Raw genomic sequence first — 24,132 nt, 5'->3', positions numbered from 1 at the left:
TCTCAATGTGTGCAGCACATGCGTCGATGATGCCGGCATCAATCTTTACCGCCAGTATCGCTTGCGAGACATGTTGAACCGGGCCGATTTGCTGCTGACGCCGAGCCTTTTTTTCCACAACATCTACAGCGCCAACGCCTTCTCCTCAGAACGTCTCGGCTTAAACCGGAACGGTGTCGCACGCCGCACCGACTTCCAGCGCTCGCCATCCACCAAATTGCGGTTCGGCTTTGTTGGCGGCAATGCGGCGGTGAAGGGGGCGCATCTCATTCAAAAGCTGTTCACGACACTGGAACGATCGGATTACGAACTGGTCGTCATCGACAATCTTCTGAGCCTAGGCTTTTCTTCGATTGCATCCGACCAGTGGCCTATTACCGGCGACCTCAAAATATTGCCTGCCTATGATCAGGACAATATGGATGACTTCTATTCACAGATCGACGTTTTGCTGTTCCCGACGCAGTGGAAGGAGAGTTTCGGCCTGACCGTGCGCGAGGCCCTGATCCGCGACATCTGGGTCATCACGACCGATGCGGGCGGCGTCGTGGAGGATGTTGTCGATGGCGAGAATGGCGACATCATTCCGCTGCTGGACGACGGATCGGCGCTCAAGGCGGCTGTCGAGCGTGCCCTGGACCGGTCCGCGGACCTGATGCGCCACCATAATCCCTACAAGGCGAAGATCGTCGATCATGAGCAGCAGGCTGAGGAGCTGTATCAGCATCTGAGCCGTGTCGCCCGCAGCCGGCCTTATCCGCGTCTGCTCAAGACATTCTCGAACCAGACGAAATCATCTGTCAGCCCGGAACATGCGGAGAATAAACCGCTTAGAGCATGATCCTGGAGGCAGTCCTTGCTGCGGGCGCTGTCAAATCGGTAGCGCCTCCTCTCAGGCTGACATGCTCCGCGCGGCGATGAGGCCTTGATAGATATTGTGGAGCGCATCGGCCTGATCGGCCATGCTGCGGGGCGTCCCGGTCCGTGCAGGTAGGGACGTCCTGTAGCGCGCCGGGTCGGCGTCCAGTTTCGACAGCACCTGGCTCAGATCCCGGCTGGTCGTCGTATCGATGACATAGCCGTTGCGATCCTCCTCAATATCCTGGCCAATAGCGCCTAGGTTCGATGCCACCACCCACAGGCCGCTGCCCAGTGCCTCCCGCGTCACCAGCCCGAAGCTTTCAGGCCAGGTCGAGGGCGCCAGCAGCACGTCGAGCTGACTATAAAGTCGGCCCATCTCTGCCTGGGGAAATGGCGCGGTCAGCGTCACCGGGGTCGTGCCCCATAATGTGTCGATCGACTGGCCTGGCGATAAAGTCCCGTCAACCATCGTCAGGTGCAGATTGTCATAATTCCCCCGGCCAAGCGCCGCTTCGATGAGCGACGCGCCCTTATGCGGGGAACGCCCGCCTACATGGCCGAGCGCGACACGGCAATCCGCACGGGGCGAACGCACGACTTCGCTGAGCGCCGGTGTGCCATTTTCGACCACCTGAAGCCCGGTGATGCCGGCCTTTGCGTAGATGTCGGCAAAGGGCGCCGACACGCTGAGATTGGCTTGCGCATTCTGAAGCAGCGAGGTCAGCCGCTGCCGTCTGGCGATTGACTGGAGCCGATCGCGCCCGGCACCGCAATCCGCCAGGACATCGGTGCCGGGCAAGTGCAACAGGCCGTCCTCATCCACGAGGAACTGATGGTCCGATATCCACCAGGCGTCATGCAGTGTCACGACATAGGGAATGTTCCGGCGCAGCGCGACATCGACGATCGTTGCGGTCAGCCGCTGGATGCAATGGAAATGAACGAGATCGGGCTGGAAATGATCGAGAACCCGTTCGAACGGCGCAGCATGCGCTTCGTTGAACGCCCGCCAATCCATGTCGACCTCCTGCAGGGTCGACAGGCTGTAGACGGGGACGCCCTTTTCCGACCCCATGCTGAGACGACCGGGAGGCGAAAACCCCTCGGCCGAGCAGAATATGCCGATATCCAGATCGGGATGGCGCTCTTGGAAGGTCCAGACATTATCCTCGACCACCCGCGTTGCGCCGCCATAGCTTTGCGGCGCGAAGAAGACATTGCACACAAGTACCCGGGGGCGCTTGGGTTGGCTGGGAACAGTCTTTTGAACGGAGCTGTCGAAAGCAGACCAGAGTGTCCGCGCCGCCACTGCGATATCATAGTCCCGCAAGGCCTTAGCGCGCGCCTTCGCCCCGATCTCCTCGCGCAAAGTGGGATCAGCGATCAGCGTTTCCAGCCTGTCATACCATTGGGTCGGGGATCGCGCGATATAGCCGTCAACGCCATCCTCGATGACATCCTCATAGGTCCTGGTGGCGCTGACGATCGAGGGTATCTGTAGCACGGCTGCTTCCAGCCATTTAATCTCGCTCTTGCAGTCGGCAACGATGCTGGACTCCAACACCGCAAGATTGATGTCGCAACTGGCAAGCACCGACCAATAAGCGGTAACGTCCGAAATGAACGAATAGGCGATGATCCGATCACCCATCGCGCTCAATTCCGGCTTTAGCTTGAGATAGCCGACGATCACCAGATCGACATGCGGATAACGCTCCATAAGATCCAGAAGAGCCGGCGCAACCAGTCGGTTGAAGTCGGCATTATGAGCTTTCGTGCCCGATCCGTAGAAGATGCGCACCCGCCCGCTTGAATGTCGGATCGGGTGGGCGCCCATGGTGACGGCCGCATTGTTGCGTTCATCAAGGCCGTTGCGGATGACGATGTTAGCATCGGTAGCCGTCACTGCCTGCATCCGCTCGGCCAGAGCGGGGGTCGAGGCAATGCTGCCCTTGCACATCGACATGGCGTAACGGAACAGCGGGACACCAAATTGCAGCCCCGCATATTCAATGGCCGAGACCTGACCTTCAAAGGAAGGGAAAGGATCAGGGTAACAGCTGGAGTCGAAAATCAGATCGTCGACTTCATAATAGGTATCCAGCCCCATGCTGTTCGTATGCAGAATGGCCCGTAGAACCGGCGGAAGAGCGGCAACCCGGTAAAAGATCGCGGCTCTCGCCCCGACCAGGCTGTCGACAAATTCCTGAACGTCGGAATGGGAAAAGATCTTGACCGGTATGCCGGCGCTTTCGAACTGCAAGGCCTTTTGCTCGATGCGATAATGGGTACATTGCCGCAGATCGTCATTGGCGAGGATGGCTACATAGCCTTCCAGGTTTCCTCCTATGGGAACAGGAAGGCTCTCCAGTTCCAGGTACAGTGCCCGGATTTCATCCAATGTTTGCGTGAGAAGCGCATCGACGGCTTTTCGGTGAACAAGGCCGGTTTCCTCTATCGTCTCCCGATAGAGCGCATGCGCTCGCGCACTCTGATGGTCAAAATAGAGCTGAACCACCTCATGAAGCTTTCGCCCAAACTCCACCTTCTGTCGCCAGAGAGGATGCGCTTTGCGCAGAATGTCGAATGCTTCAGGAAACTCCTTGCGATCAGCATATATCGAGGTGGTATGGAGAAAGGCCCATATGGGAGCGCGGCCCGTATCCATCGCGCCCATATAAGCTTCGAGAGCCTCCTCAACAGCGTCCAGTTCCCTGTACGCATCTCCCAGGAAGCATAGCGTTTCCGCGCTAGGGTTGATCGCAGTCGATTGCTTGAACAGGGAGACTGCCTTGCGCGGTTCACCATGCGTGAGGGCGCGACGGGCAATACAGCCAAGCAGCCAAGCAGCGTCATCTCCCATAAGGTCGATACTACGAATGACCTTGCGCGCCGGTTCGTTGAATAGAGCGATCAGGGCTTGGCTTCGGGTAGTCCTAGGGGACAATCCCGACCTTTGGACAAACGCCTGCCAATTGAAAGAGAGCGGAAACGGCAGCCCCCCGAGATAGGAGACGAGAAAAACGCATTCGTTAGGCGCAGCGCCCGCCGGAAAACCTTCCGTCAGCCAAGCCCTGTAGAGATCGGCGTCGGACTTATGGCTATGCTCCGGCAAAATGCTGTTATCGCGCAGAAATTGGACGTCAAAGGCATATTCGAAATTGATCGGCCAAAGTTTTTCGATGCCTTGCGTGCAGAAAATCTCAAGCGCGTCCTCCCGTGATGTCGGAAGATCATCCCCTAGTTCATCCCCGCACCACGCAAGGAATTCGGAAGTGGAAAATATAGATTTCCACTTTTCCTCTTCCCGAAGCTGATTATCGGGGTCTGCATCCTCCGCGAAACGAGAGATTCTTCCTTCCTTGCGGCCATGGCGCACATAGTGTTGGAAAAATTCCTCATCGGTTTCAAATCTGGAGACCAAGTCCTTGTTATAAAATTTATAAGCAGAAACATCGAACTCATCACGAATATCGCTATTCTCTAACCAAGCGTTCTGAAGATATATATCTTCATTGATAAATCTTCCTTCAGTTTTACCTACCTTCAAGTAATGCGCTAAAGCCTGCCTCTTGCTTTTTATATTTTTAAGATCTTGATAGTGAGATAAATAAAAATTGGCATCAAAGCCTTTAGCTCTGCTCGCAACCATCATTTTGTAGATGAATTTCTTTGCCAATTTCACGTAACAATCCCTGAAATTTGATATGCCTTTAACCCTTCGCTACAATGAGCTTCAACGGCACAGCCGTTTTAGCAGTCGGCGCCGGAGAGAGGGTCGCCGAACAGGAGCCTGGGTAGGCGTAGCGTGCTTCTCCACCTGCTCGCCCAAATAGCTGTTCGGTCGAGGTTGTCCGTCACTGATCGCCACCAAGTCGCGCAGATGCAATCGTCCCACCACTTCGTCGGAAAACGCCGGCGTGTAATAGATGCAGTCGTCGAAATAATAATGTGTCACTTGTGACCAGCGCGTCAGACAGGGGTCGGATTGACGGCTGCCGCCGTGTAGCAGGTTCGCGCACCAGATCAGCGCCTGCCCTTTTCGCGCCAGAAACGTCTCCTCCTGCGCCCCATGAGCTTCGCATAGCGCGCACCAAGCCCTACTATATGGGTCCTGCGCCGAGCTCAGGTCACCCCCATAACCCCGCCGCCCGATCAGCGCGTTCGACATGATGGGCCAACGATGTGATCCGGGATAGTAAAATAGCGGACCGGCCTCGGAGCTAATGTCCTCCATCGCCAGCCATACCCCGCACATGAACCGTTCGGGCAGGCTTGAAAAATGGACAGAGTCCGAATGGGCGTCCTGTTGAGTACCCACCGGGAAATTCAGCGTCTGAAACGGAAATGCGCGGCGGCCATAAAGCCTGCTCAGTAGACCCAACACCGCCTCGTTGGAAGCGATCGCACGGACGTCCTCGTCAAAACTCCAGGCGTCTTGAATGCGCCGCTCGCCCAGGGTCTTGTTGCTTTGCGAATCCTCAAAATCAATGCCATAGCGAGGGCCGAGATTATGCTTGATCCGTTCAATTCGGGTATCAAGGTCCGCATCTGGGAAACTGAACACCGCATAGCCTTTTTCATGAAGGTCGGTGGCGATCTGCTCCTCCTGCGGGGTCAGCCCCAACGATCCCTTGAGCTTTGGAAAAAGCGGAGATTCGATGAGCGGCAAGCCGGGAAAAATATTGGTCAAAGCAGACTTCACCCTTGTCCTAGCCCCTGCGCACTCTCACGCGATCAAATATCATTTTGACCATGCGCCGGAAGCCGCCGGATCCACGTCCTACGTCCTTCAGGATGCTGGCAAAATCATGTTTCACGGTCGTTTTGTCGTCCAGATCCCGATAAATTCGCCAGAAGGCATCAACCCCGATCCCACAGGGCATATGCCAGACGCCGTGGTAGCCAAAACTCTGTCCCAGGCTCCCGCTCCGTTCAGTGGCGAACAAGTCTGCCAGCGCCCGAGGTGCAAAGCGCACCCCCCGGCCCTCCAACCAGCTGCGATTTGCCCGGCCGATCGCAATATCCTCGGGATGAAAAGGCACGAACTGGCCGTCCCTACAGGCCTCCATCAATCGCCGGCTACGCAGGGAAAAGCCGCCATTGCCGACATCATGCCCGTCATCAAATTGCGGCCAGCTTGCCCCGATATAGTCATAGTCGAGAAATTCGGCACGCCACCGATCCGCGTTGATCACATGGCCATCCCACTGCACCACCAGGCAATGTGATGTCTTCACATGGTCAACCAGTTGCGAGAGCATGAAATCCGAATAGGCGGCCGCAGAGTTGAGCCGTGGGATGGGGATGACGGAAATATCCTTATGCACGTTGTGCACAGGCGCATCCGTGAAGAGTTTACAGGTCGCGAAGTCGACCTGCGCCAAGCTCGCCTCCAGCGCGCGCAGTGTCGCCTTCACATTGACCGACGTCGCGGCGCACAAGGTCACTTGTGGCAGCGCTAGGCGGGCAACTTCCTGCCTGGGTCGGTCTGTCACGCTTCCAGCCTCACCACAAAGCGCTCGCTTGCGCGGCTCAGCTCAGGATGATGGAAAGGATCGACGACCTCCTCCGTCCCCCATAGCCGTTTCAGCGCGTCCAACTCGCCGGCCAGCCTCGCGGCGCCCTCAGGGTCCCGGTCAAAGCCACGGGAAACGGACTCATGATGTATGAGCGTTGCGCGCGGTTCGTAGAGCGATTGCCACCCCCGCTGGTTCAACCGCAGGCACAGATCCACATCGTTGAAAGCAACCGAGAAATTACGCTCATCAAGGCCGCCGACGGCATTAAAACGATCGCGCGTCACGACCAGACAGGCAGCGGTCACCGCCGAGACGAATTGCGGCAGCGCATGACGTTGGAAATAGCCCTCCTCATCGGGCTGAAGGAAGCGGTGCGCGTGCCCCGCCGCGTTCCCCATACCGATGACGACCCCGGCATGCTGGATACGCCCATCGGGATAGAGCAGCCGCGCGCCAACCGCGCCGACATCGTCACGCATGGCTTGGGCCGCCATGGTTGCCAGCCAATTCGGCTCTATCACCTCGATATCATTATTCAGCAGGCACAGCAGACGGCCGCGCGCTTCTTCCACGGCACGATTGTTGATGGCGGAGTAATTGAACGCCCCCGCATGCCGCAAAACGCGATGACGCGCAGGATCAAGGCCAGCGAGAAACTCAAGCGTCTGCGGATCGTCGCTGTCATTATCGACGATGATGACTTCCATGTCACGATAGTCGGTGGCCGCGAGGCCGTTCAGACAGGTTTTCAGCAGATCCACGCGATTGCGCGTCGGTATGACGACGCTGATCGACGGCAGGGGACTTGCTGGACTGGCGGGAGCAGCCGGTAATTGAGGGCGGGGGCGCTGTTGGCGATGATGCAGGATCTTGCTGATATGCAGCGGGGTCCCCTCTCCTAATGCCCGTTCCACCAATCGGCGGGGCCAATCAGGAGTCCTGGAAAGCGCTTCGAGATCATTGCGCGAGGCCCGAAGAATGCAGGACCCCGACAGATAATCGAAATGCGGGAATAATTCGCTGTTCCAGTCAGGCTTGAAGTGCGGCGCGGTGCGTCGGCCATCCTTGCTGATCAGGTCGTCATCCGCATAGATGATCCCGGCCTTCGCCCCGGCGATTGCAGCGCGGTAAGCACTTGCCGCCTCCCGCGCGAGCCTGTCGCCGGCTACGATCGGCATCAACCAGGGCGCGGCGCTCCAATCAATCTGTCGTGCTGCCGTCGCCAGATCCGGCACGTCCGCCGTGCCAATCAACAACGCTGGCAAGCCTTCCGCTTCCAGATTTTCCAGGGTCTCCTCTACCCGCCCTGCTTTCACATCAATCAAGGCCAGGATCGGCGGCTTTTCGCCGCTGCTGTTTGCAGTAGAAATGACGTGATCCCGCAACATCAGCCACATGTCATAGGCTCTTGGCGACGTCCCCAGGAGCCGCGCCATCTGGCCACGCGACCGCAGCCTCTTGCGGCGTATGCGCCACCACATGGCCGTCAGATAAGCCCAGGGATCCGCACGGAAAGCATCAAAATGGATAGCCAGGGTCAGCCCGGCGCTGGCCTTTTCCAAAGGATAGGGTTCTGTCCGGCTCGGCTGCATGCGGCGCCGCGATAGCGGATTGGGCAAAAGGAACAAAGGAAAAGCGTCCAGCCTGATTAGTTCGAATTATCCGGTAGCTACTCGATAGCTATCCATTGACCTGATAGCCACCAGATAGCTAGATGGTATCCGAAAAGGGGGACGCTCATGCCTACAGTCGTATTTGTCAGTCCGAAGGGCGGCGTCGGCAAGACAACGGCCGCGCTTTTGCTTGCATCGGAAGTGGCGCGTGGCGCTAAGGTGACGGTGATCGATGCGGATCCCAATCATCCGATCCAGGCCTGGAGCAAAGGGGCCGATCTTTCGGAAAACCTCTCCATCATCGCCGATGTGGACGAGGACAATATCCTCGACCAGATCGAGGAGGCTGCAGCGCAGACCCCATTCGTCATCGTTGATCTGGAGGGCACCGCCGCCAAGATTGTGTTGCTCGCCGTCAGCCAGGCCGATCTGGTAGTGATCCCGATGCAAGGATCGCAGCTTGATGCCGAGCAGGCGGGGCGGGCCATCAAGGTGCTCAAGCAGCATGAGAGGATGACGGGACGCGCCGTGCCCTTCGGCGTGCTCCTCACCCGCACTAGTCCGATCATTCGCACGCGTACCATGGGGCATATTCAGAGTGGCCTCAACGATGCCGGGGTGCCGGTGTTCACGACGCAGTTGCATGAGCGAGAGGCGTTTAGGGCGATCTTTTCCTTCCGGAAGACGCTGGAGGATCTGGACGAGAAAGACGTGCCCAATCTCGACAAGGCGATCGTCAATGCCGAGCAGTTCGCTGTCGAGGTGATCGAGCGGCTGAGGGACAGCCGGAATGCGACTGCAAACAAGACGGAGATGGCATGATGAGCAGGGCAAACCCTTTTGGCGACCTTGATGATTTCGCGCCAGAAAGTCCTTCCCGCCCTGTCGCGGCGGAAGCGATCGACCAGCTTGCGCAGGCGAGCGGGTTTCCAAGCCGGAAAGCTCAGGCCGCGCCCTCCCCTGCCCCGGCGCGTCAGCCCCGGCGTCACACCACTGGACGCAACCGCCAGATCAACATCAAGGCGACCGAGGAGACGATCACAGCCCTTTATGCCATCGCTGATGATATGGGTCTTCCGCTGGGCGCGGTGCTGGAACAGGCTCTCGCAGCCTTAGCCGAGAAGCAGAAAAGCGGCGCCTGAATATCTGAATAGCTATCGGATACCTAATCGATATCCGATAGCTATTCAGATGAGTTCACAGGTTAGGAGAGACGCCATGAGGGCATAGCTCCTCGGGGGCTCATGCGGCGGCAGCTGGCGCATGATCGATGTCAGCCAGAATATCGCTTCCCCACAGAAAGACGGACATACTCCGGTGATATACCGGACGCGAGCTGCTCGGCCTCGTTCGCTGGTAGTGGGTCGTGGAGCCGGGATGGATCGCCAAGCTTTAAGCGTCACCGATATTCGCGACATGATAGAAAAGCTGCAAAGCGTCTATAAGACGCCGACCAGCCTCGAGCCCACCAGCCAGTTCGAAGCCGACGAGCCCGCCCTGGCCACCCGTCAGATAGCGATCCGCAACTCCCGTCCCCGCAACCGCCGCCATCTTCATCCTCAAAAATGAGGATAAGACATGGAATACGGGCATCAATTTTTCAGAAGGACGCCCTGACCGATGGCAAGGCGATCGCCCTTTCCTCCGAAGGCGTCGGCGGCCCTCACTGAGACCATCAACGACTTTTCCGGCGATGTGGTGACGCGGTTCCGCTGCCTTGCCAAGCATTATTTCGGTCTGGTCGACATGCTGCGATTCCGCGTGGCGAGCCGCACCGAGTCCGAGCGGCTAATTAGAAAGGCCGTCAGCGCCTCAAAGAGGCGGGTAGACTTATCAGTCGAGACAACCAAGCTTCACGAATAACGTCTCAGGTGTGATTGTAATGGATATCGTAAACATCTGAGACTTCCTCCTCCCACTGCACCTTCGCGGGTCCGATCTTTTCGACGAGGCACCCGGACATAAGGTAGCTCGGGTTGATATCCATCCCCTGCAAGTCGCCGCCGCTGGCAAAATTGGGCACTGTGTAGGCCGCAAGGCTTTGGCTCTGCCGCACCATGCGAAAGCCCGTGTGGACGTTGAATATCCCTGACCACGATTCCTGCGAGAACCTGAAAAAGTCCCACGGCTCCTCGTGAAGCGGCCATATGCCATGCGAGATAATCAGAGCTTGGGCGCCGTCGTTCATCACCTTGTTCATCTCAAGCGCCACTTTCCACGGCATGAGAAGATGCTCGAAAACAGCGATCGACAGGATGTGGTCGAATTTGCCCTGGACGCACCGGCTTAGATGATGCGCATCGCCAACCACATCGACGTTGGGGCCATCACAAACATCCATGCCGGTGTATTCGCAACTCGGATGGAATTTGTCCCGGTAGGAATTCCCACTTCTTGCGCGGGAGCCGATCTCAAGGCCCCTTCCCCCTCTTGCAGTGCCTTGGACGAATATTTCCTCCATCCCATTCCACTCGGCGTTGACCCGATGGAAATGGATCACATTTGCCACGGCTCCGTTCGGGAAATAGAGCGCGATGTCGTCGTGCGCTGCATCGAGTCCGCAAAATGCCGAAATGTGGTATCCGTTAACTTTACTGGTCGCGACTACCGTTTGCGGAACGGCCACACCTCTATAGCGCACTTCCGGCGCTCCCACTTCCGACGTTCCGATCGCGGTGACGGTGCCGCGGAACACCGAACAAGTCTCGATCTCAGGCCAATTCATAATGCATCCTTGTTTTCAGATAGCTGTTTGTGCGCGATGCTGCCGCAAGTTCGCCGCAAGGGCAAATAAGTTTGGCGCGCAGCGGAATTGCTCCATAGATAGCACAATCGATCACGGTGGAAGGCGTCTCCTCCGTTTCGCCTGCAACTATCATCGCCCTTCTTCGGAAGCTGTCGAGCGGCAAGCCGATAGGGTTCTTTGCGCAGATCCATACCTTCCTGATGTCAGGAGATTTGATCTCGGGCGGAGAAGGCAACGAGTTCTATCGGTCAAGCTGGAGCCTGGCGCGGGCCGACAGTTTCGATCTTGCAAAGACAGCGGCTTAAACAGGCAGGCGTTGAATGCTAGGCCAAAAGGCTATCCAGAAGATAGCTATCCGATACCATGATGGAAGCCCAAGGCTAGCCATTCCGCCTTATGCCCACGAGGAAGGGAATTCTGTCCCCTGTTTCGCCCGCATATGGTGGCGCGCATGCTTTCCGGATTGCGGTTTCCAAAGGTAGCGCTGGTTACTGACCATCGAATCTGCGCTTCCTCATTAAAAGCTGTCCTCCAGCGCCTCGACGGGTTTTGCATACACCATAACCGTTTGCTCCCGTTGGGGAGCATTCGCACCGCGCAGCGGTGCGTTCAGGCTTTGCCGGATTGTGGTGTTGTGGGAGGTTGGGGTGAGGGTGAAGCTGGGTTTTATATGTAATGACGTTGTTGGCCGCTAAGGCCAACTCCGCTGATCTCTTTTATAAATGAATCTAGTAGCGGTTGAGGTTCTTTTTGAGACTCACGCTCCTGGCGCTCTAGCGCGGTGTCGAGCCGGGCAAGGACCTTGGCCAGGGGGCCTTTAAGCGCGGCTTTGGCCTGCTCATGGGCTGGCAGTCGGGCGTGCATATGCTCGAGTTCCTCGATCCGGTCGGCTTCGCGCTGCAACTCGTCGTCAGGGATAGGGGCCGGGCGCATCCAGCGGGGCAGATAGGCTTGGACGATCTTAGGCAGGAATGCGCGATAGGCGTTGGAAGTCTGCTCATAACGGGGGCCGGGGCCGTCGCCTTCAACACGCTTGAAACGGCGCTGGCGGACGAGGAAGCCGATCCCCTCTAGAATTCTTAGGGCCCGCGCGACGGTGGCGCGGCCTAGACTGGTTGCCTGCGTGAGATGATCATAGCTCGGGAAGACACGGCCCTTGTTGAGGCGAGCAAGGGTCAGGATCTCTTCGAAAACCCGCACGCTGGCTGCGGTAAGTGACGTCAGCAGCCGTTCTGCCGGAGTCAGTTCACGGCCGTCGCGTCGGGCTTCGCTGCGCAGCTGGCGGCCCGCGTCCAGGATGCGGCGGGCGGCGCGCAGCAAACGGTCGGTCTCGCCCTTGGCTGGGGCGACGAAGAAGACATGTTCGAAGGTCCCTGCTTCCACACTGTCGCGCAGCACCGGCGCGCCTGTCGGGTGCGGCGCACCGGATCGCGCCCGTGCGTATCCTGTTTGGCGCGGCGTCTTCACAGCGCCAAGCGCGGACACCATCGCCTCGCCAAAGCCAAGCGTTCCCATTCGTCCCTCCATGCGGAAGGCCGTCACCAGACAAAAAGATACCGTGGCGCGAAGTGCGCATCCTTGAAACGGCGTTCAATCTGGCGTAGGGAGAAGGGACTGTTTGAGACCCGGTCGACGTTTGGCGACGTCGCTCCACTACCCAAATGGATGCCCGGCCTTCGTGCCGGGCTTTCTATTATGTGGTCACAGCCACCCCTTCAGTCATCTCAGCTCAGCCCCCATGGCCAGCTGCAACATATTCGCAGTAATATCCGTGTGGTGGAAGGCTTTACGGTTCGTGCTTTCGAGTAGGAAAGCGAAAATTCACCCCGTTTGATTCGTGCTTTCGAGTAGGAATTGCCTCTCGATTCGTGCTTTCGAGTAGAATTAGGACGTCCCCATTCGTGCTTTCGAGTAGAAATTAGCCCGCCAAAACACGCAGGCGCGAATCAGGCAGGGCTTGGCAGAGCCCTTTGCAGGTCAGCGGTAGGAAAGGGGGCTATCAGGCCTCTTCGACCTGATCCTCGATCATCAGTTCAGGGACCGGCTGCGGCCGACGGGAGAGGATGACCCGCGCCTTGGCAGGCCTGCGTCCCACCTTGCGGGGGCCGTCCTCTGCCGGTGCGTCCTCGATCAGGCTGATGTCATAGTCGGGAATGGCATTGGCCGCCGCGATCTGGCGCATAGCGATACGGAAGTTGGAAAGCGGGTTCTGAAAGCCGATCTGAAGTTTCAGCGTCTGGAGGTCCATCTCCAGCGGTTCACCATCGACGCAGGTAGAGCGCGCCACCTCGTAGATGCGGCGCTCAATGGGGCCCAGCTGGAAATAAGTCGACGCATAATCAAGCACTTGCCGGTCGCGCAGGATGGCACGGAACAGCCAGTCGCACAGCCGCACCTTGACCGCCTTCAGCCGCTTTTCGCCCTTGCCCGAGCGCGCATATTGCAGCCGCGCTTCGGACAACCAGGAGAAGAAACCGTCCTCGCCTTCGCCTCCAGCCTCGATATTCGTCTTGATCTGCGTGCCCTGCAGCCGCTCCAGCGCGTCGGCCAGGCGCGAGTAGGAACGGGCGCTGTGATTAGAGCCGGTGACGCTGAACAGGTCGTGGGCAGTGAAGGTGAAATCCTGAGAAACCGCTGCGCCTTCGTCGATCTTCGAGGCCATGAGGCTGGCGATATAGAGGACGATTTCCTTGTCGTAGATGGTGGCAACACCCCGCGCGCTCGGCCGCACCTCGATCGAAACGGTGGGTGTCGCGTAGGCGAGGGGCTTCATCCAGGCGTTTTTGCTGAGCGCAAAGAAGGGAAAGGCCATCAGCGACCGCTCGCCGCGGATCTCGCCGACAAGGGGGCTGTCGAGCTTGAACAGTTCGCCTTGCGGGGTGCCCATTATGATCGTTCCCTTGCCCATTATGCCGCTCTGGCAATTTCTACTCGAAAGCACGAATTTGGCTTTCGCGCACCCTCTTTATAAAGGCTCGCTGGGTTGCCCCGCCGCCGCCGTAAAAGGGTTTATGATCTGCAAGCGCCCCTCGACCAGCAAGCCATGCTGCATATCCTCCGAATGAAGCACATCGCATTTTGCCTTTAGCGCTGCCGACAGGATCAGGGCGTCATAGAAGGATAGCTTATAGCGCTGGGCCAGGTCGAGGGCGCCCGCGTGCGTATCGAGGTCCACAGGATGGATCGTCCGGGCAAGCACGCGGATAGCTTGCAATGCGTCCTCAACCTGCCTCCAGTCCAAGCCAAGCTTGCGGCGTGCGACATTGGTGAATTCATTTAGAACCTGCACGCTCATATCCGCCCCCCGCGCCAGCAGCGCCTCTGCAAGGTCCGATCGAGGATCATCAGTGAAGGCATAAATGACGATATTGGTGTCCAGGAAGATTTTCGGCATCAGCGCCGCTCATTCGCTTCCTGTCGATCGAAGCTCCAGCCCAGGGGGAGGGGACGGCGCAATCTGCGGATGCTCTCCAGCGCCGCCATGCGGCTTTGGTCACGGTCGATGATGAAGGTGCGATCGCCGGAAATGCGGACCTCGATATCGTCGCCTTCCTTAAGCGACAGGGCTTCGACGACGGCCGCAGGCAGACGGATCGCAAGACTATTGCCCCAGCGCGTAATCTGCATGGCATGGCTCCTTGGATATACTTTTTAAAAGTATATCCAAGAATTATCTCTGGTCAATCAAACAATATGATATCTTTTGGATACCTAGATGATAGCTATCCGATAGCTATCTCTTGATCTTGGGCTTGGCGCGATCCAAGGCTAACGCAGCAAGCCTGTCACTCTGTCCAGCCACGGAACTCAGCCGCGGCACCAAATAATAGGCGCGGTAGCGACCGAACGCCTTTTCCTCACGTACATCATAGGCGGTGCGGAAGGCGAGAGCCCAAGCGCTAAAGCCCGGGCCGACGAGGATCCACCCAGGGCGTTGATAGGCGGCTGCTCCACGTTGGATATAGTCAACGATCATCGCGCCAGGCAGCGGCTCGAAATTGGCGACATTATTGACGCTGGTCCATGCCGTGCCAGAGAAATTCCGGGGAATGACCCGGTAATCATCGAACAGCATGACCATGCCAGCATTACGATCGCGCAGATAGTCGAGGCCCGCCACCGCATCGTGGGGCAGGATGGAAAGGCCCCCGCTTCGCGTCGGCGTCCACCGGGAAATCATGCGCGCTGGCCCCAGATTTAGGCCGACCCGCTCCAGCCCCTCTTGCCAAGGCGCGAAATTGAAGGTCGCAATGAAGGCCACCATCGCTGCCAACATCGTATGAACGAACGCTTTGATAAAGCCCCGCGCTGATGCTCCAACGTGGTCCACGCCTGCTAGTATCGCCAGCAGCACGAGAACCAGAAGTGGAAATAGGTTCAGGATATTGTTGTCATGGCTACGGCTGAGATAATAGATGCTCGCCGCCACGAACCCTAGCAGACAGACATATGAGCGGCGCGCCGGAGGGGCTAGGCCCTGCTTCGCCAGTATAGCTATGGCCAGCATGATCGATGCCAAGCCGATCCAGATCGTCCCCGTTGGCTTGATCGGCACCATCCCGGGGGGATGGCTGATATAGGCGAGAAAATCCTGGAATGTGGCACTTCCGTTCGAAAGCAGTAATAAGATGACCGCCAAGCAGCAGATACTAGCTGCAAGGGCAACTGCCCCCCGCATTCCGCCACGCACCAGCATGAACAGCGCGGCACGGCCGTCTTGCGTGTCAGCGGCATCACGCAAAGCCAGGTAAGGCCACCAGATCGCTGTCCCGAAAAAGGCTGCCTCGGGCGACCAGCAAAGATCTACCAACCAGATTGCATGACCGATCCAATCACGCCGGAATTTTCTCTGCTCAGCGAGCAAGATATAAAACAGCAGCGCGGAGATGGACAGGAAGCGCAGTCCCGCCACTGCTGGCGTAATTGCAGGGCCAGCCAGCTGGATTGGAAATCCCGTCCAGATGAAGCAAGCGCAAAACAGCGCGACCAGCGCCAGGCAACGCACGCCACGCGTAGAGCGCTCCGTCAATATGATCGTGCAGCCAGCAAGCGTCGCGAAATACAGAGCGTTGGTGGCAATGGCCGTATAGAACATGCCACGCCAGCAATCGTCGCCGCAGCTCGCCATCAACAGCGTCGTCGGACCTAGCCCATATTGAATCGGGAAGTCACGATAGGGAATGCCGCCCCCGCGCCACGCCTCTACCGGCGCAAGAAGGGCGCTCCAATGATGCCACGCGGTATAGAGTGGATCGAGCGCCTCGAACGGCGTCGTGACAAGTCCAGCCCCCAGCCCGATGAGAAGGCAAAGCAGCACCCCCCATAGCAAGGGCGGGTTCCTGTCTCCAGTTACTACCAAAGCTTTCCAACGCGGCAGCAAACCGGCTGTCAGTCCAAGCAGGAAGAAGATAATCCCGGCAATGACACTGAGTTGGGGATAGTCTGTCCACCATGTGACTGTCGCGAACAGCAGGACAGCCGTGACGCCACCCAGAATTGCGCCAGTTCCGAGGCCAACAAGCGGAAGCAGGAGGGCGGTGCAGAGCAATGGCACCGCACCACCCCGCGCTACCGTCAGGATGGAGGCGCCGACCAGAAGTACTGCGCATAAAACCCCCCAGTTGGAGAAGCGGCAGCGTTTCTGGCGCAGGGCGGAACAGAGCGAGGCGTAGGGTGTCAGCAGCACCGTAACGAGCAACGCCGCATATGCAGCCAGAATTGCAGGGGATGAAGTCACGGGTGCTCCTGCCGATGAAGAGGCATATTCCAAGAGCGTCCCCAACAGTCAGTCGGCTGCGCGCTGCCCACCCTTTGCCTCGGATCAATCCTTATCGGGAAAGCATTCCGCGCTGCGAAATAGCTGTCATGCGCCACAGCAAAGCCTGTCTGGCGGTGCCATACCCCCGCCAGCGAGCAGCGCGGCGCAGGGGAGGGGGCAAGGCGGAAGGCGCGAGCGATCTCGGCCGTTCCCGTCACCGATCCCAAGGTGATGACGACAAGAAACCATGCCTTGCCGGACCGGCTCTCCACGCGATCGGCCCAGCGGGCGAAGGCGACGGCAACCAGCGCCAGCGGCATGATGGAGGCGCGCATCTGAAAATCATTACTCATGCCGATGGCCCAGAGCGGCATGAGCAGGAGGCAGAGGCCTGCAATCAGGGTCGTGGCATGATCGCTCGCCCCATCCTGATCGCGCAACAGCGGCCTAAAAAAGGGCGCGACCTCCAACAGCAACAGCAGGACGTAGGCAGAAGGGTTCATCGGGAACAATCCGCCCCCGACCGATGTGGCGCCAGCGGATAGATAGAGGAGCGCTGGCATCGCCAGCAGGACCGCAAGCCCGCAAATCAATATGTCGCGCCAGTTCCAGGCCCGGGTGAGCAGGGCGCGAACCCCGGCGAAGACGGCGAACGGTAGCGCCCCGAACAGGATAAGCGGCGACCAGAGTGCCGCCAGCGGCAGGCTGGCCGCGAACAGGCCGATCGGGGCTACCCCTTTGCGCCACAGCATATAGGTCAGCGCCGCCGTCCAGCCTGCAAACGCGTGCTGGGGCACCCAGAAAATCTGGGTGATGTGCGAGCTATATTGATAATTGGCCGCCCAGCGTTCGATATGGTCCCAATCCGCAGCGCCAGTGGCCGCATCGTTGATGAGGTTGCCGATGACATCCAGGCCGCTGAACATCACGAACACGATAAGCGCGATCCATTTGCCCCGCCGACCTTCGAACAGCGCCGAACCGATCGACAAGAGCAGTCCGAGCACCAGCATATTGTGCGCCAACAGCGCCCAGTCGCGGCCAATCTGGTTGGAGCCTCCCAGAAGCGCTGGAACCAGATACATGCCGACAGGCGCGCGCAGCAGCTTCGACGAGCCGTCGAGCCAATAATCGAAGGGCCAGTGATGATTGCCCATGTCGGCCAGCACGGCGTCGCGGATCTGCCAGTCGGCGGTGGCATAGAATAGCCGTCCTTCGCCGCCCAATATCAGCAGGATGACGGTGACGGCGAAGCAGATGAGGATGGTCGGAACGCCTATCCGACGCTCGCCGGGTACGGATTTCCAGACAAGGCAGGCAAGGGCGAAAGGCAGAATGGCGGCAAGCGCCGCCACCAGCAGCGGAGGCCACCCCAAGAAACCCAGCAGTAGCACATTGTCGAGCGCGAACGACGCGATGAGCACCGCCAAGAGCCCCCGCAGGGGGGCAGAAGCACGGGCCATGTGTCGATCGTGGACTAAGGCAGTCGGGGCTAGAGCCCTCGTCACGCCGCCTCCGACGTCAATTTCCGCTGGAGTGCGTGGGCGGGGTTCTCCGCCTCATCTTTGCCCATGTTAATCCGCTCGCGCTCAACGACCAAGGGCCGCTTGCGCACCTGCGCGTGGATGGAGGTCACATATTCCCCTAATATTCCCATGAAGGCGAGTTGCAGGCCCGACAGGAAAAAGAGCGCGACGATCAGCGTCATCGTACCGCGCGGGGCGAGGTCTGGCCGCGCGATGTAGACGCCAACCGACACGACCGCATAAAGGATGCAGAGCGCCGCCATCGTCGCTCCCGCAAAGGTGCATAACCGCATGGGCGCGTTGGTGAAGCTGAAAATGCCGTTCAGCGCCTGGTCGATTAAGCGCGGCAGATTGTTCTTCGAAATGCCCGAACGCCTTGCCGCCCAGGTATAGGGCACGATCGCGCGGCGGAAGCCGACAGAAGCGATGATACCGCGAATATAGGGATAATGATCGTCATGGCTGACTACCGCTTCCCATACCTTGCGGTCGAGCAGCTGGAATTCGCCGACATTCAGCGGAATATCGATGTCGCTAAGGCTCCGCACCGTGCGGTAGAAAATCGCGCGGCAGCTGCGCAGCGCCAGGCTCTCCTGTCGGTTGACGCGGGCGCCTGCGACCACTTCTACCCCGCTTTCCCATAGCTTTACGAATTCCGGGATCATCTCTGCCGGGTCCTGAAGGTCGGCGGGCAGGAACACCACCACCGCATCGCCGGTAGCCGCACGCAAGGCATTGAAGTTGGAACGAAAAGGTCCGTAATTGCGCGCGTTCAGGATCACCTTCATTGAGGGGTCGCTGGCAGCCAGCTTGCGAAGGATGTCCTGCGTGCCGTCACTGCTGTCATTGTCAGCAAAGATATGCTCGCGTCCATAGCCTTCCAGCGGCGCGCCGGGGGCGAAGAGCGAGGCGACCGCATCGCGGCAGGCCTCGACATTGTCCGCCTCGTTGAAGCAGGGCGTCACGATGGAGATGGTCTTCATGATGTCTGCTCCGGCGAGGCCACGAACACGAAGCGGCGCATGGCTAGGAAGGTGAGGGTGAAGAATGGCAGGATGGCCGCCTGCGCGAGCAGGGGGCCAAGCCCTGCGCGCATGACGAGGTCGAGCAGCACCATATTGAAGCCGAGCATGACCGCATAGACGGCCAGAAAGCGCGGCAGTCGGCGAATATCACGCGACTTGAAGACGGCGCTGGCCGTCAGGAAGTTGAACAGCACCCCCGCCACGGTGCTGACGATCAGAGCGACATGCGGCAGCACGCCCAGCAGCACCAAGCCGCCGAACACGCCGTAGCCGAATAGCGTATTGATCCCACCCGCGAGAAGAAAGCCGATGAAACGACGATCAAGGGCAGGCGCGATCATGCCGCCAGCCTCAGCGCATCGACCACGGTGACAAGCCCATCCTCAATGGCGATAGTCGGGCTCCAGCCTGTCGCCGCGGTCAGGCGGCTGCAATCCCCCTCCAGATGCATGATCTGGTTAGGGCCGAACGGGATGTCGCCAAAGCGCAGTTCAAGCCCCGGACAGGCAAGGTCGCGGATACGCTCGACGATGGAGCGCACGGTAACGGCGCGACCGCTCGACAGGTTGAAGACGCCCTGTGCGCTGTCGGTGAGCGCAGCGGCCAGTACGCCTCGCGCGGTATCGACGATGTGCAGATAATCCCACTTCTGGGTGCCAAGGCTGGTGCGCGGCGCTTGGCCCACAAGGATTTGCGCAGCAACCGAGGGGATCAGCCAATTGGGATTGTCGCCAGGACCATAGGGCGAAAAGAGCCGCAGCCAGGCAAAGCCGATCCCCGCTTCCATGGCGCGCTGGCGCGTCAGATGGCAGGCGGAGAGCTTGGCAGCGCCATAGAGAAGAAAAGGTTCGGTCGCTGCGCTTTCGTCGATGCGGCGGTCATGCCGGCCATATTCGGCCTGGCTTCCGATGCCGATGAAGCGGCGCGCACCCGCAGCGATGCCAGCGTCGAGCAGCGCGACGGTGGTGCGGATATTGTCGAGTTGGATGTCGCCTGCGCGGGCAGCACCGCCCACGCCTTCCCAAGCCGAATGAATGATGATGTCGGGGCGGGCCTCCGCAATAGCCGCTTGCACCGCCTCGTTATCAGCGAGATCGGCTATCACGACAGCGCATCTTCCTGCCAATGCGACGACGCGCGGCGAAGCCGCATTGCGCACCAGTACCGTCACCACATGCCCCTCGCGCGCGGCGAGATCAGCAACGGCAGCGCCGACAAAGCCGCCAGCACCGGTGACGAAGATGCGGCTCACGCCGGCACCATGGCGAGGAAATCCTCTGCTTGGCTGTAAGTCGTGGCGCGCTTGTCATCGGCACGATACCAGTCGGCGGTGAGCTTCAGCGCCCGATCCAGCGACAGGCGGGGACACCAGTTCAACGCCTCAGCTGCGGCCGAAGAGTCGAGCGTCAGCATAGCCGCTTCATGCGGATGCTCGCCGGGCTGCTTTGCCCAGGGCTGCGTCACGCCCCAATGGCCTGCCAGCAGATCGATGACATCGCGCACGCTCGCCATGTCCGCTGGCGCAGGCCCGAAATTCCAGCCTCTGCCAAAGCGCGCCGGATCAGTGGCGAGCGCCTCTGCCAGCAGCAGATAGCCGGTCAGCGGCTCCAGCACATGCTGCCAAGGGCGGACGGCGTCCGGATTGCGGATTTCCAGCGCGCGGCCTGCGGAAAAGGCGCGGATCGCGTCGGGGACCAGGCGATCGGCCGACCAATCGCCGCCGCCGATGACATTGCCCGCGCGCGCCGTCGCAAGCCCGACGCCATGCTCTGCCAAGAAGCTGTCACGCCAGCAGGCGCTCACCAGCTCGGCGCAGGCCTTGCTGTTGGAATAGGGGTCATGGCCGCCAAGCGGCGCATCCTCGCGATAGCCCTCGCTGCGGCCATCATTGGCATAGCATTTGTCGGTGGTGACCGAGACGATGGTGCGAACGCTCGCCGTCTTGCGGCAGGCGTCGAGCACATGCGCCGTGCCCATGACATTGGTGCGATAGGTGCCCAGCGGATCGGCGTAAGAGGCGCGCACCAGCGGCTGCGCTGCCAGATGCAGGACGATCTCCGGCTCAGCGCGGGTGACGATCGCCTCGACCGCCGCGGCATCGCCAATGTCGGCGAGATGATGGTCGCAGAGCGCCGCCCCGCCTACACAATCGAACATCGACGGCACCGTGTCAGGCGCCAGCGCCAGGCCTGTGACTTTCGCTCCCAGTGTGTCGAGCAGCACCAGCAACCAGCTGCCCTTAAAGCCCGTATGCCCGGTCAGCAGCACGCGCCGCCCCGCCCAGAAGGCGAGATCGGGCGCTACCGCCCGTGCAGCGTGGCGCTTTAGTGCCAGGTTTTCCATGGGGCCTCTTGTCGCTCCCACATGCCTTCGAGCATCTGGCGGTCGCGCAGCGTGTCCATCGGCTGCCAGAAACCGTCATGGAAGAAGGAGCGCAGTTCGCCATCGGCTGCAAGGCCCTCCAGCGGCTCGCGTTCCCAAACGCAGGCATCGCTGTTGCTCAGGTAGTTGCCGATCGAGCGGTTGAGGACGAAGAAGCCGCCATTGATCCAGCCCCCTTCATCAAGCGGCTTTTCGGCGAACGCGGAGACGCGGTCGCCTTCGAGGTCAAGCTGGCCATAGCGGCTCGCGGGACGCACCGCCGTCACAGTCGCCTTGCGCCCATGCGAGCGGTGGAAATCTATCGCCGCGCCGACATTTAGGTCGCTAACCCCATCGCCATAGGTGAGGCAAAAATCCTCGTCATTACCGAGATACTGCATTGCCTGGCGCAGGCGGCCGCCGGTCATCGTCTCCGCGCCCGTGTCGATCAGTGAGATTTTCCAGTCCTCGCAGGCGTTGCGATGCACGTCGGTAGTGCCGCGCCGCAGGTCGATCGTCACATCCGACATGTGGAGCGCGTAGTTGAAGAAATATTCCTTGATCATGTAGCCCTTGTAGCCAAGGCACACGATGAACTCGTCCACGCCATGCTGGGCGTATATCTTCATGATATGCCACAGGATCGGCTTGCCGCCGATTTCCACCATGGGCTTGGGCCGGACCGAGGTTTCCTCGGCGAGGCGGGTGCCGAGGCCCCCTGCAAGGATGATCGCTTTCATGGAGATTATCCTATGAACAGGCGTGGTAAAGAAGCTGTTAAAGGGTGAGACCCCCGATGCGGTTGAGCGTGGCTTGCCCTGCCACCATATCGCAAATCTCCGGTGACAGCGCGATTGGCTCGATCCTTGCGGCAGCGGGCGTTCCCGCCACGCTCTCGGTCAGCCAGGAGCCAAAGCCACCATCGGCAAGATGATCCTCCAGCGTCGTCACCCGACCATGCCGCGCCAGTTGGGCAGGCTGGCCAGCCTTGGCTGCCATGCCCCAGAGCGGCAGCGACCAGACAGCGCGGCCTTCTGCGCGGTCAATCGCCGCGCCCAGCGCCGCCCCCGTGGACAGCATAACATCATCACCACTGCCATCACGCACGGGAACCCAGCGGCCAGGTGCCACATCGGGGATGCTCTCGTGAAAGCGCGGCTCGCCCGCCTTGCCAAGGCGCAGATAGGAAGGCCCTGGGTTGGCCACCAGCCAGCGCAGGCAGGCCCGCGTTTCCAGCGGATCGCCAGGAGCGGCAATGGTCATGTGGGGCATCGCCCGCATCAGCGCATAATCCTGCACCGCATGATGGGAATAGCCGAGCGCGCCATAGGATACGCCACCACCCACCGCGACCACGGTCACGGGCAGACGGTGATGATCGACATCGTTCCTGATCTGCTCGGCGCACCGAAAGGTCGGGAAATTGGCGATGGAGTAGGTGAAGACATGATAGCCCTCGCTCGCCATTCCAGCGGCGAGGCCCGTCATATTCTGCTCGGCCACCCCGGCATTGATGAAGCGGTCGGGAAAGCGCTCCGCAAATTCCTCGATCACGCTGTAGCCAAGGTCACCGACGACCAGCGCGATATTGTCATGGAGTTCGGCGAGCGCCGTCAGTTCCTCGATAAAGGCGTTACGCATCGGCCGTCTCCCCCTCGATCTCGGCCAGAGCTTGCTCGAGCAATTCTGGGGTGGGATTGCGATAGTGCCACTCGACCTTATTCTCCATGAAGCTGACGCCCTTGCCCTTGATGGTGTGGGCGATCAGCATCATCGGCTTGCCGGCTTTCCAGGGCGCGCCTTCCAGCGCTTCGGTCAGGGCGTCATGATCGTGCCCATCGACTTCGCGCACCGCCCAGCCAAAGGCCTCGAACTTGGAGTGCAGCGGCTCGAGCCGTAGCGTCTCGTCCACCGTCCTAAGGCTCTGCAGCTTGTTATAGTCAAGAATGCAAATGAGGTTATCGAGCCCATGATGCGCCGCGAACAGCGCCGCCTCCCAATTGCTGCCCTCGCCCCATTCCCCATCGCTCGTCAGCACCACCGTGCGCCAGGCTTGGCCCTTCCGCTTCGCCGCCAGTGCCTTGCCGGTGCCGAAGGGCAAGCCATGACCGAGCGCCCCGGTGGAAAATTCCGCACCCGGCACCTTGTGGCTGATGTGCGCCATCAGCATCGACCCATCCGCGCCATAGGTTTCCAGCAGCGCCTGGTCGAAAAAGCCTGTTTCCGCGAGCGCTGCATAGACGGCTACGCAGGCGTGGCCCTTTGAAAGGATGAAACGGTCCCGCTCGCTATGTTTGGAAGCGGCGGGGCTTACCCGCAAAGCGCGCCCGTAAAGTACAGCCATGATGTCGGCGATCGACAGAGCCGATCCGATATGCGATGCCTTCGCCCGCGTCACCATGCGCAGGGCCTGGCCGCGGATGCGGCGCGCCAGCGGTTCTGTTGCTTGCGGCATGGCCGCGATAAGGGACGCTTCTTTCATGCCCCAAAATCCCCCAACATGGTTAACATTTGCTCAATAAAGAGGGGTTAGTCCAGCGATATGAAGAATGAACCTGGCCTCTCTCCGCGTGCCTGCGCCATGCGATAGTCCGCTGTTGGGGATGCGACCTGGCCTATGCCGATCGCCCGCCAAGCGTGGCGTCGCTCGCCGCCAGCTATCATGCGGCCGACTATGACAGCGCGGAGGAAGCCGCCGACGCCCATGCTCGCAAGATCGG

The 24,132-nt window shown here is 59.8% G+C and carries 25 protein-coding genes; 7 read left to right on the top strand and 18 right to left on the bottom strand.

Annotated features, from left to right (window positions below; all coding sequences use genetic code 11):
* Nucleotides 1–841: glycosyltransferase (locus tag MU848_RS17525; RefSeq protein WP_247234526.1), on the top strand; the 841-nt coding region annotated here is incomplete at its 5' end.
* Between the two features lie 51 nt (nt 842–892).
* Here the strand turns inward: MU848_RS17525 and MU848_RS17520 are convergent.
* Complete coding sequence (locus tag MU848_RS17520; RefSeq protein ID WP_247234524.1) at nt 893–3,406, bottom strand: glycosyltransferase; 2,514 nt, start codon at nt 3,404–3,406, stop codon at nt 893–895.
* Between the two features lie 411 nt (nt 3,407–3,817).
* Here MU848_RS17520 and MU848_RS17515 point away from each other — a divergent pair, with 411 nt between their 5' ends.
* Nucleotides 3,818–4,084, top strand: a complete 267-nt coding sequence (locus MU848_RS17515; RefSeq protein ID WP_247234522.1) for a hypothetical protein — start codon at nt 3,818–3,820, stop codon at nt 4,082–4,084.
* 513 nt (nt 4,085–4,597) lie between these two features.
* On the opposite strand, the gene MU848_RS17510 is transcribed toward MU848_RS17515, so the two are convergent.
* From MU848_RS17510 to MU848_RS17500, 3 genes are read right to left on the bottom strand one after another with little or no spacing between them, the layout of a single operon-like run.
* Entirely contained in the window at nt 4,598–5,554 is a 957-nt protein-coding gene (locus MU848_RS17510) for a phytanoyl-CoA dioxygenase family protein (RefSeq protein ID WP_247234530.1), read from the bottom strand.
* Nucleotides 5,555–5,573: 19 nt separating this feature from the next.
* Complete coding sequence (locus tag MU848_RS17505; RefSeq protein WP_247234520.1) at nt 5,574–6,359, bottom strand: DUF5672 family protein; 786 nt, start codon at nt 6,357–6,359, stop codon at nt 5,574–5,576.
* On the bottom strand, nt 6,356–7,975 hold the full coding sequence (locus tag MU848_RS17500) for a glycosyltransferase family 2 protein (protein WP_247234518.1): 1,620 nt from the start codon (nt 7,973–7,975) through the stop codon (nt 6,356–6,358). The genes MU848_RS17505 and MU848_RS17500 overlap by 4 nt, the downstream gene beginning before the upstream one ends.
* Before the next feature lie 147 nt (nt 7,976–8,122).
* On the opposite strand from MU848_RS17500, the gene MU848_RS17495 reads away from it, so the two are divergent.
* The 4 genes from MU848_RS17495 to MU848_RS17480 all read left to right on the top strand — a co-directional run bounded on the left by MU848_RS17495 (nt 8,123) and on the right by MU848_RS17480 (nt 9,859).
* Nucleotides 8,123–8,818 (top strand): ParA family protein, encoded by a 696-nt coding sequence (locus MU848_RS17495; RefSeq protein ID WP_247234516.1) that lies wholly within the window; start codon nt 8,123–8,125, stop codon nt 8,816–8,818.
* The gene (locus MU848_RS17490; protein WP_247234514.1) at nt 8,818–9,138 is read left to right on the top strand and encodes a hypothetical protein; all 321 of its coding nucleotides are present in this window, start codon (nt 8,818–8,820) and stop codon (nt 9,136–9,138) included. Before MU848_RS17495 ends, MU848_RS17490 begins: the two co-directional genes overlap by 1 nt.
* Nucleotides 9,139–9,373: 235 nt before the next feature.
* Nucleotides 9,374–9,565: a hypothetical protein gene (locus tag MU848_RS17485; protein ID WP_247234512.1), complete on the top strand. Its 192-nt coding sequence runs from the start codon at nt 9,374–9,376 to the stop codon at nt 9,563–9,565.
* Nucleotides 9,566–9,616: 51 nt separating this feature from the next.
* Nucleotides 9,617–9,859, top strand: coding sequence for a hypothetical protein (locus tag MU848_RS17480; RefSeq protein ID WP_247234510.1), 243 nt, complete (start codon nt 9,617–9,619; stop codon nt 9,857–9,859).
* A gap of 4 nt (nt 9,860–9,863) precedes the next feature.
* Here MU848_RS17480 and MU848_RS17475 read toward each other — a convergent pair whose 3' ends face one another.
* Nucleotides 9,864–10,721, bottom strand: coding sequence for a class I SAM-dependent methyltransferase (locus tag MU848_RS17475; RefSeq protein WP_247234508.1), 858 nt, complete (start codon nt 10,719–10,721; stop codon nt 9,864–9,866).
* A gap of 116 nt (nt 10,722–10,837) precedes the next feature.
* Here MU848_RS17475 and MU848_RS17470 point away from each other — a divergent pair, with 116 nt between their 5' ends.
* The gene (locus tag MU848_RS17470) at nt 10,838–11,047 is read left to right on the top strand and encodes a hypothetical protein (protein WP_247234506.1); all 210 of its coding nucleotides are present in this window, start codon (nt 10,838–10,840) and stop codon (nt 11,045–11,047) included.
* A gap of 361 nt (nt 11,048–11,408) precedes the next feature.
* Here MU848_RS17470 and MU848_RS17465 read toward each other — a convergent pair whose 3' ends face one another.
* The 13 genes from MU848_RS17465 to MU848_RS17405 form a co-directional block, all read right to left on the bottom strand.
* On the bottom strand, nt 11,409–12,257 hold the full coding sequence (locus MU848_RS17465; protein WP_247234504.1) for a helix-turn-helix domain-containing protein: 849 nt from the start codon (nt 12,255–12,257) through the stop codon (nt 11,409–11,411).
* Nucleotides 12,258–12,741: 484 nt separating this feature from the next.
* Nucleotides 12,742–13,629, bottom strand: coding sequence for a replication initiator protein A (locus tag MU848_RS17460; RefSeq protein ID WP_247234502.1), 888 nt, complete (start codon nt 13,627–13,629; stop codon nt 12,742–12,744).
* Between the two features lie 78 nt (nt 13,630–13,707).
* Nucleotides 13,708–14,136, bottom strand: a complete 429-nt coding sequence (locus MU848_RS17455) for a PIN domain-containing protein (protein ID WP_247234500.1) — start codon at nt 14,134–14,136, stop codon at nt 13,708–13,710.
* Nucleotides 14,136–14,369 carry an AbrB/MazE/SpoVT family DNA-binding domain-containing protein gene (locus MU848_RS17450; RefSeq protein WP_247234498.1) on the bottom strand — a complete coding sequence of 78 codons (234 nt, stop codon included), beginning with the start codon at nt 14,367–14,369 and terminating at the stop codon, nt 14,136–14,138. The genes MU848_RS17455 and MU848_RS17450 overlap by 1 nt, the downstream gene beginning before the upstream one ends.
* A 106-nt stretch (nt 14,370–14,475) precedes the next feature.
* Nucleotides 14,476–16,479, bottom strand: coding sequence for a hypothetical protein (locus tag MU848_RS17445; protein WP_247234496.1), 2,004 nt, complete (start codon nt 16,477–16,479; stop codon nt 14,476–14,478).
* Nucleotides 16,476–17,963: a hypothetical protein gene (locus MU848_RS17440; protein WP_247234493.1), complete on the bottom strand. Its 1,488-nt coding sequence runs from the start codon at nt 17,961–17,963 to the stop codon at nt 16,476–16,478. The genes MU848_RS17445 and MU848_RS17440 overlap by 4 nt, the downstream gene beginning before the upstream one ends.
* 41 nt (nt 17,964–18,004) lie before the next feature.
* Nucleotides 18,005–19,009, bottom strand: a complete 1,005-nt coding sequence (locus MU848_RS17435) for a glycosyltransferase family 2 protein (protein ID WP_247234492.1) — start codon at nt 19,007–19,009, stop codon at nt 18,005–18,007.
* Nucleotides 19,006–19,392 carry a GtrA family protein gene (locus MU848_RS17430; protein WP_247234490.1) on the bottom strand — a complete coding sequence of 129 codons (387 nt, stop codon included), beginning with the start codon at nt 19,390–19,392 and terminating at the stop codon, nt 19,006–19,008. Before MU848_RS17430 ends, MU848_RS17435 begins: the two co-directional genes overlap by 4 nt.
* Complete coding sequence (locus tag MU848_RS17425; protein ID WP_247234488.1) at nt 19,389–20,303, bottom strand: NAD-dependent epimerase/dehydratase family protein; 915 nt, start codon at nt 20,301–20,303, stop codon at nt 19,389–19,391. Before MU848_RS17425 ends, MU848_RS17430 begins: the two co-directional genes overlap by 4 nt.
* Nucleotides 20,300–21,394, bottom strand: coding sequence for a CDP-glucose 4,6-dehydratase (gene rfbG / locus MU848_RS17420; RefSeq protein ID WP_247234486.1), 1,095 nt, complete (start codon nt 21,392–21,394; stop codon nt 20,300–20,302). The genes MU848_RS17425 and rfbG overlap by 4 nt, the downstream gene beginning before the upstream one ends.
* Nucleotides 21,376–22,152, bottom strand: coding sequence for a glucose-1-phosphate cytidylyltransferase (gene rfbF / locus MU848_RS17415; protein WP_247234484.1), 777 nt, complete (start codon nt 22,150–22,152; stop codon nt 21,376–21,378). The genes rfbG and rfbF overlap by 19 nt, the downstream gene beginning before the upstream one ends.
* Nucleotides 22,153–22,189: 37 nt before the next feature.
* Nucleotides 22,190–23,053, bottom strand: coding sequence for a transketolase family protein (locus MU848_RS17410; RefSeq protein ID WP_247234482.1), 864 nt, complete (start codon nt 23,051–23,053; stop codon nt 22,190–22,192).
* Entirely contained in the window at nt 23,046–23,894 is an 849-nt protein-coding gene (locus MU848_RS17405) for a transketolase (protein WP_247234480.1), read from the bottom strand. Before MU848_RS17405 ends, MU848_RS17410 begins: the two co-directional genes overlap by 8 nt.
* Nucleotides 23,895–24,132 lie beyond the last annotated feature (238 nt).

The organism is Sphingobium agri (assembly GCF_023051225.1).
GTDB classification, from domain to species: Bacteria; Pseudomonadota; Alphaproteobacteria; order Sphingomonadales; family Sphingomonadaceae; genus Sphingobium; species Sphingobium agri.
The sequence above is the reverse complement of the archived record's forward strand: the minus strand, read 5'-3'. Positions and strand labels throughout refer to the sequence as shown.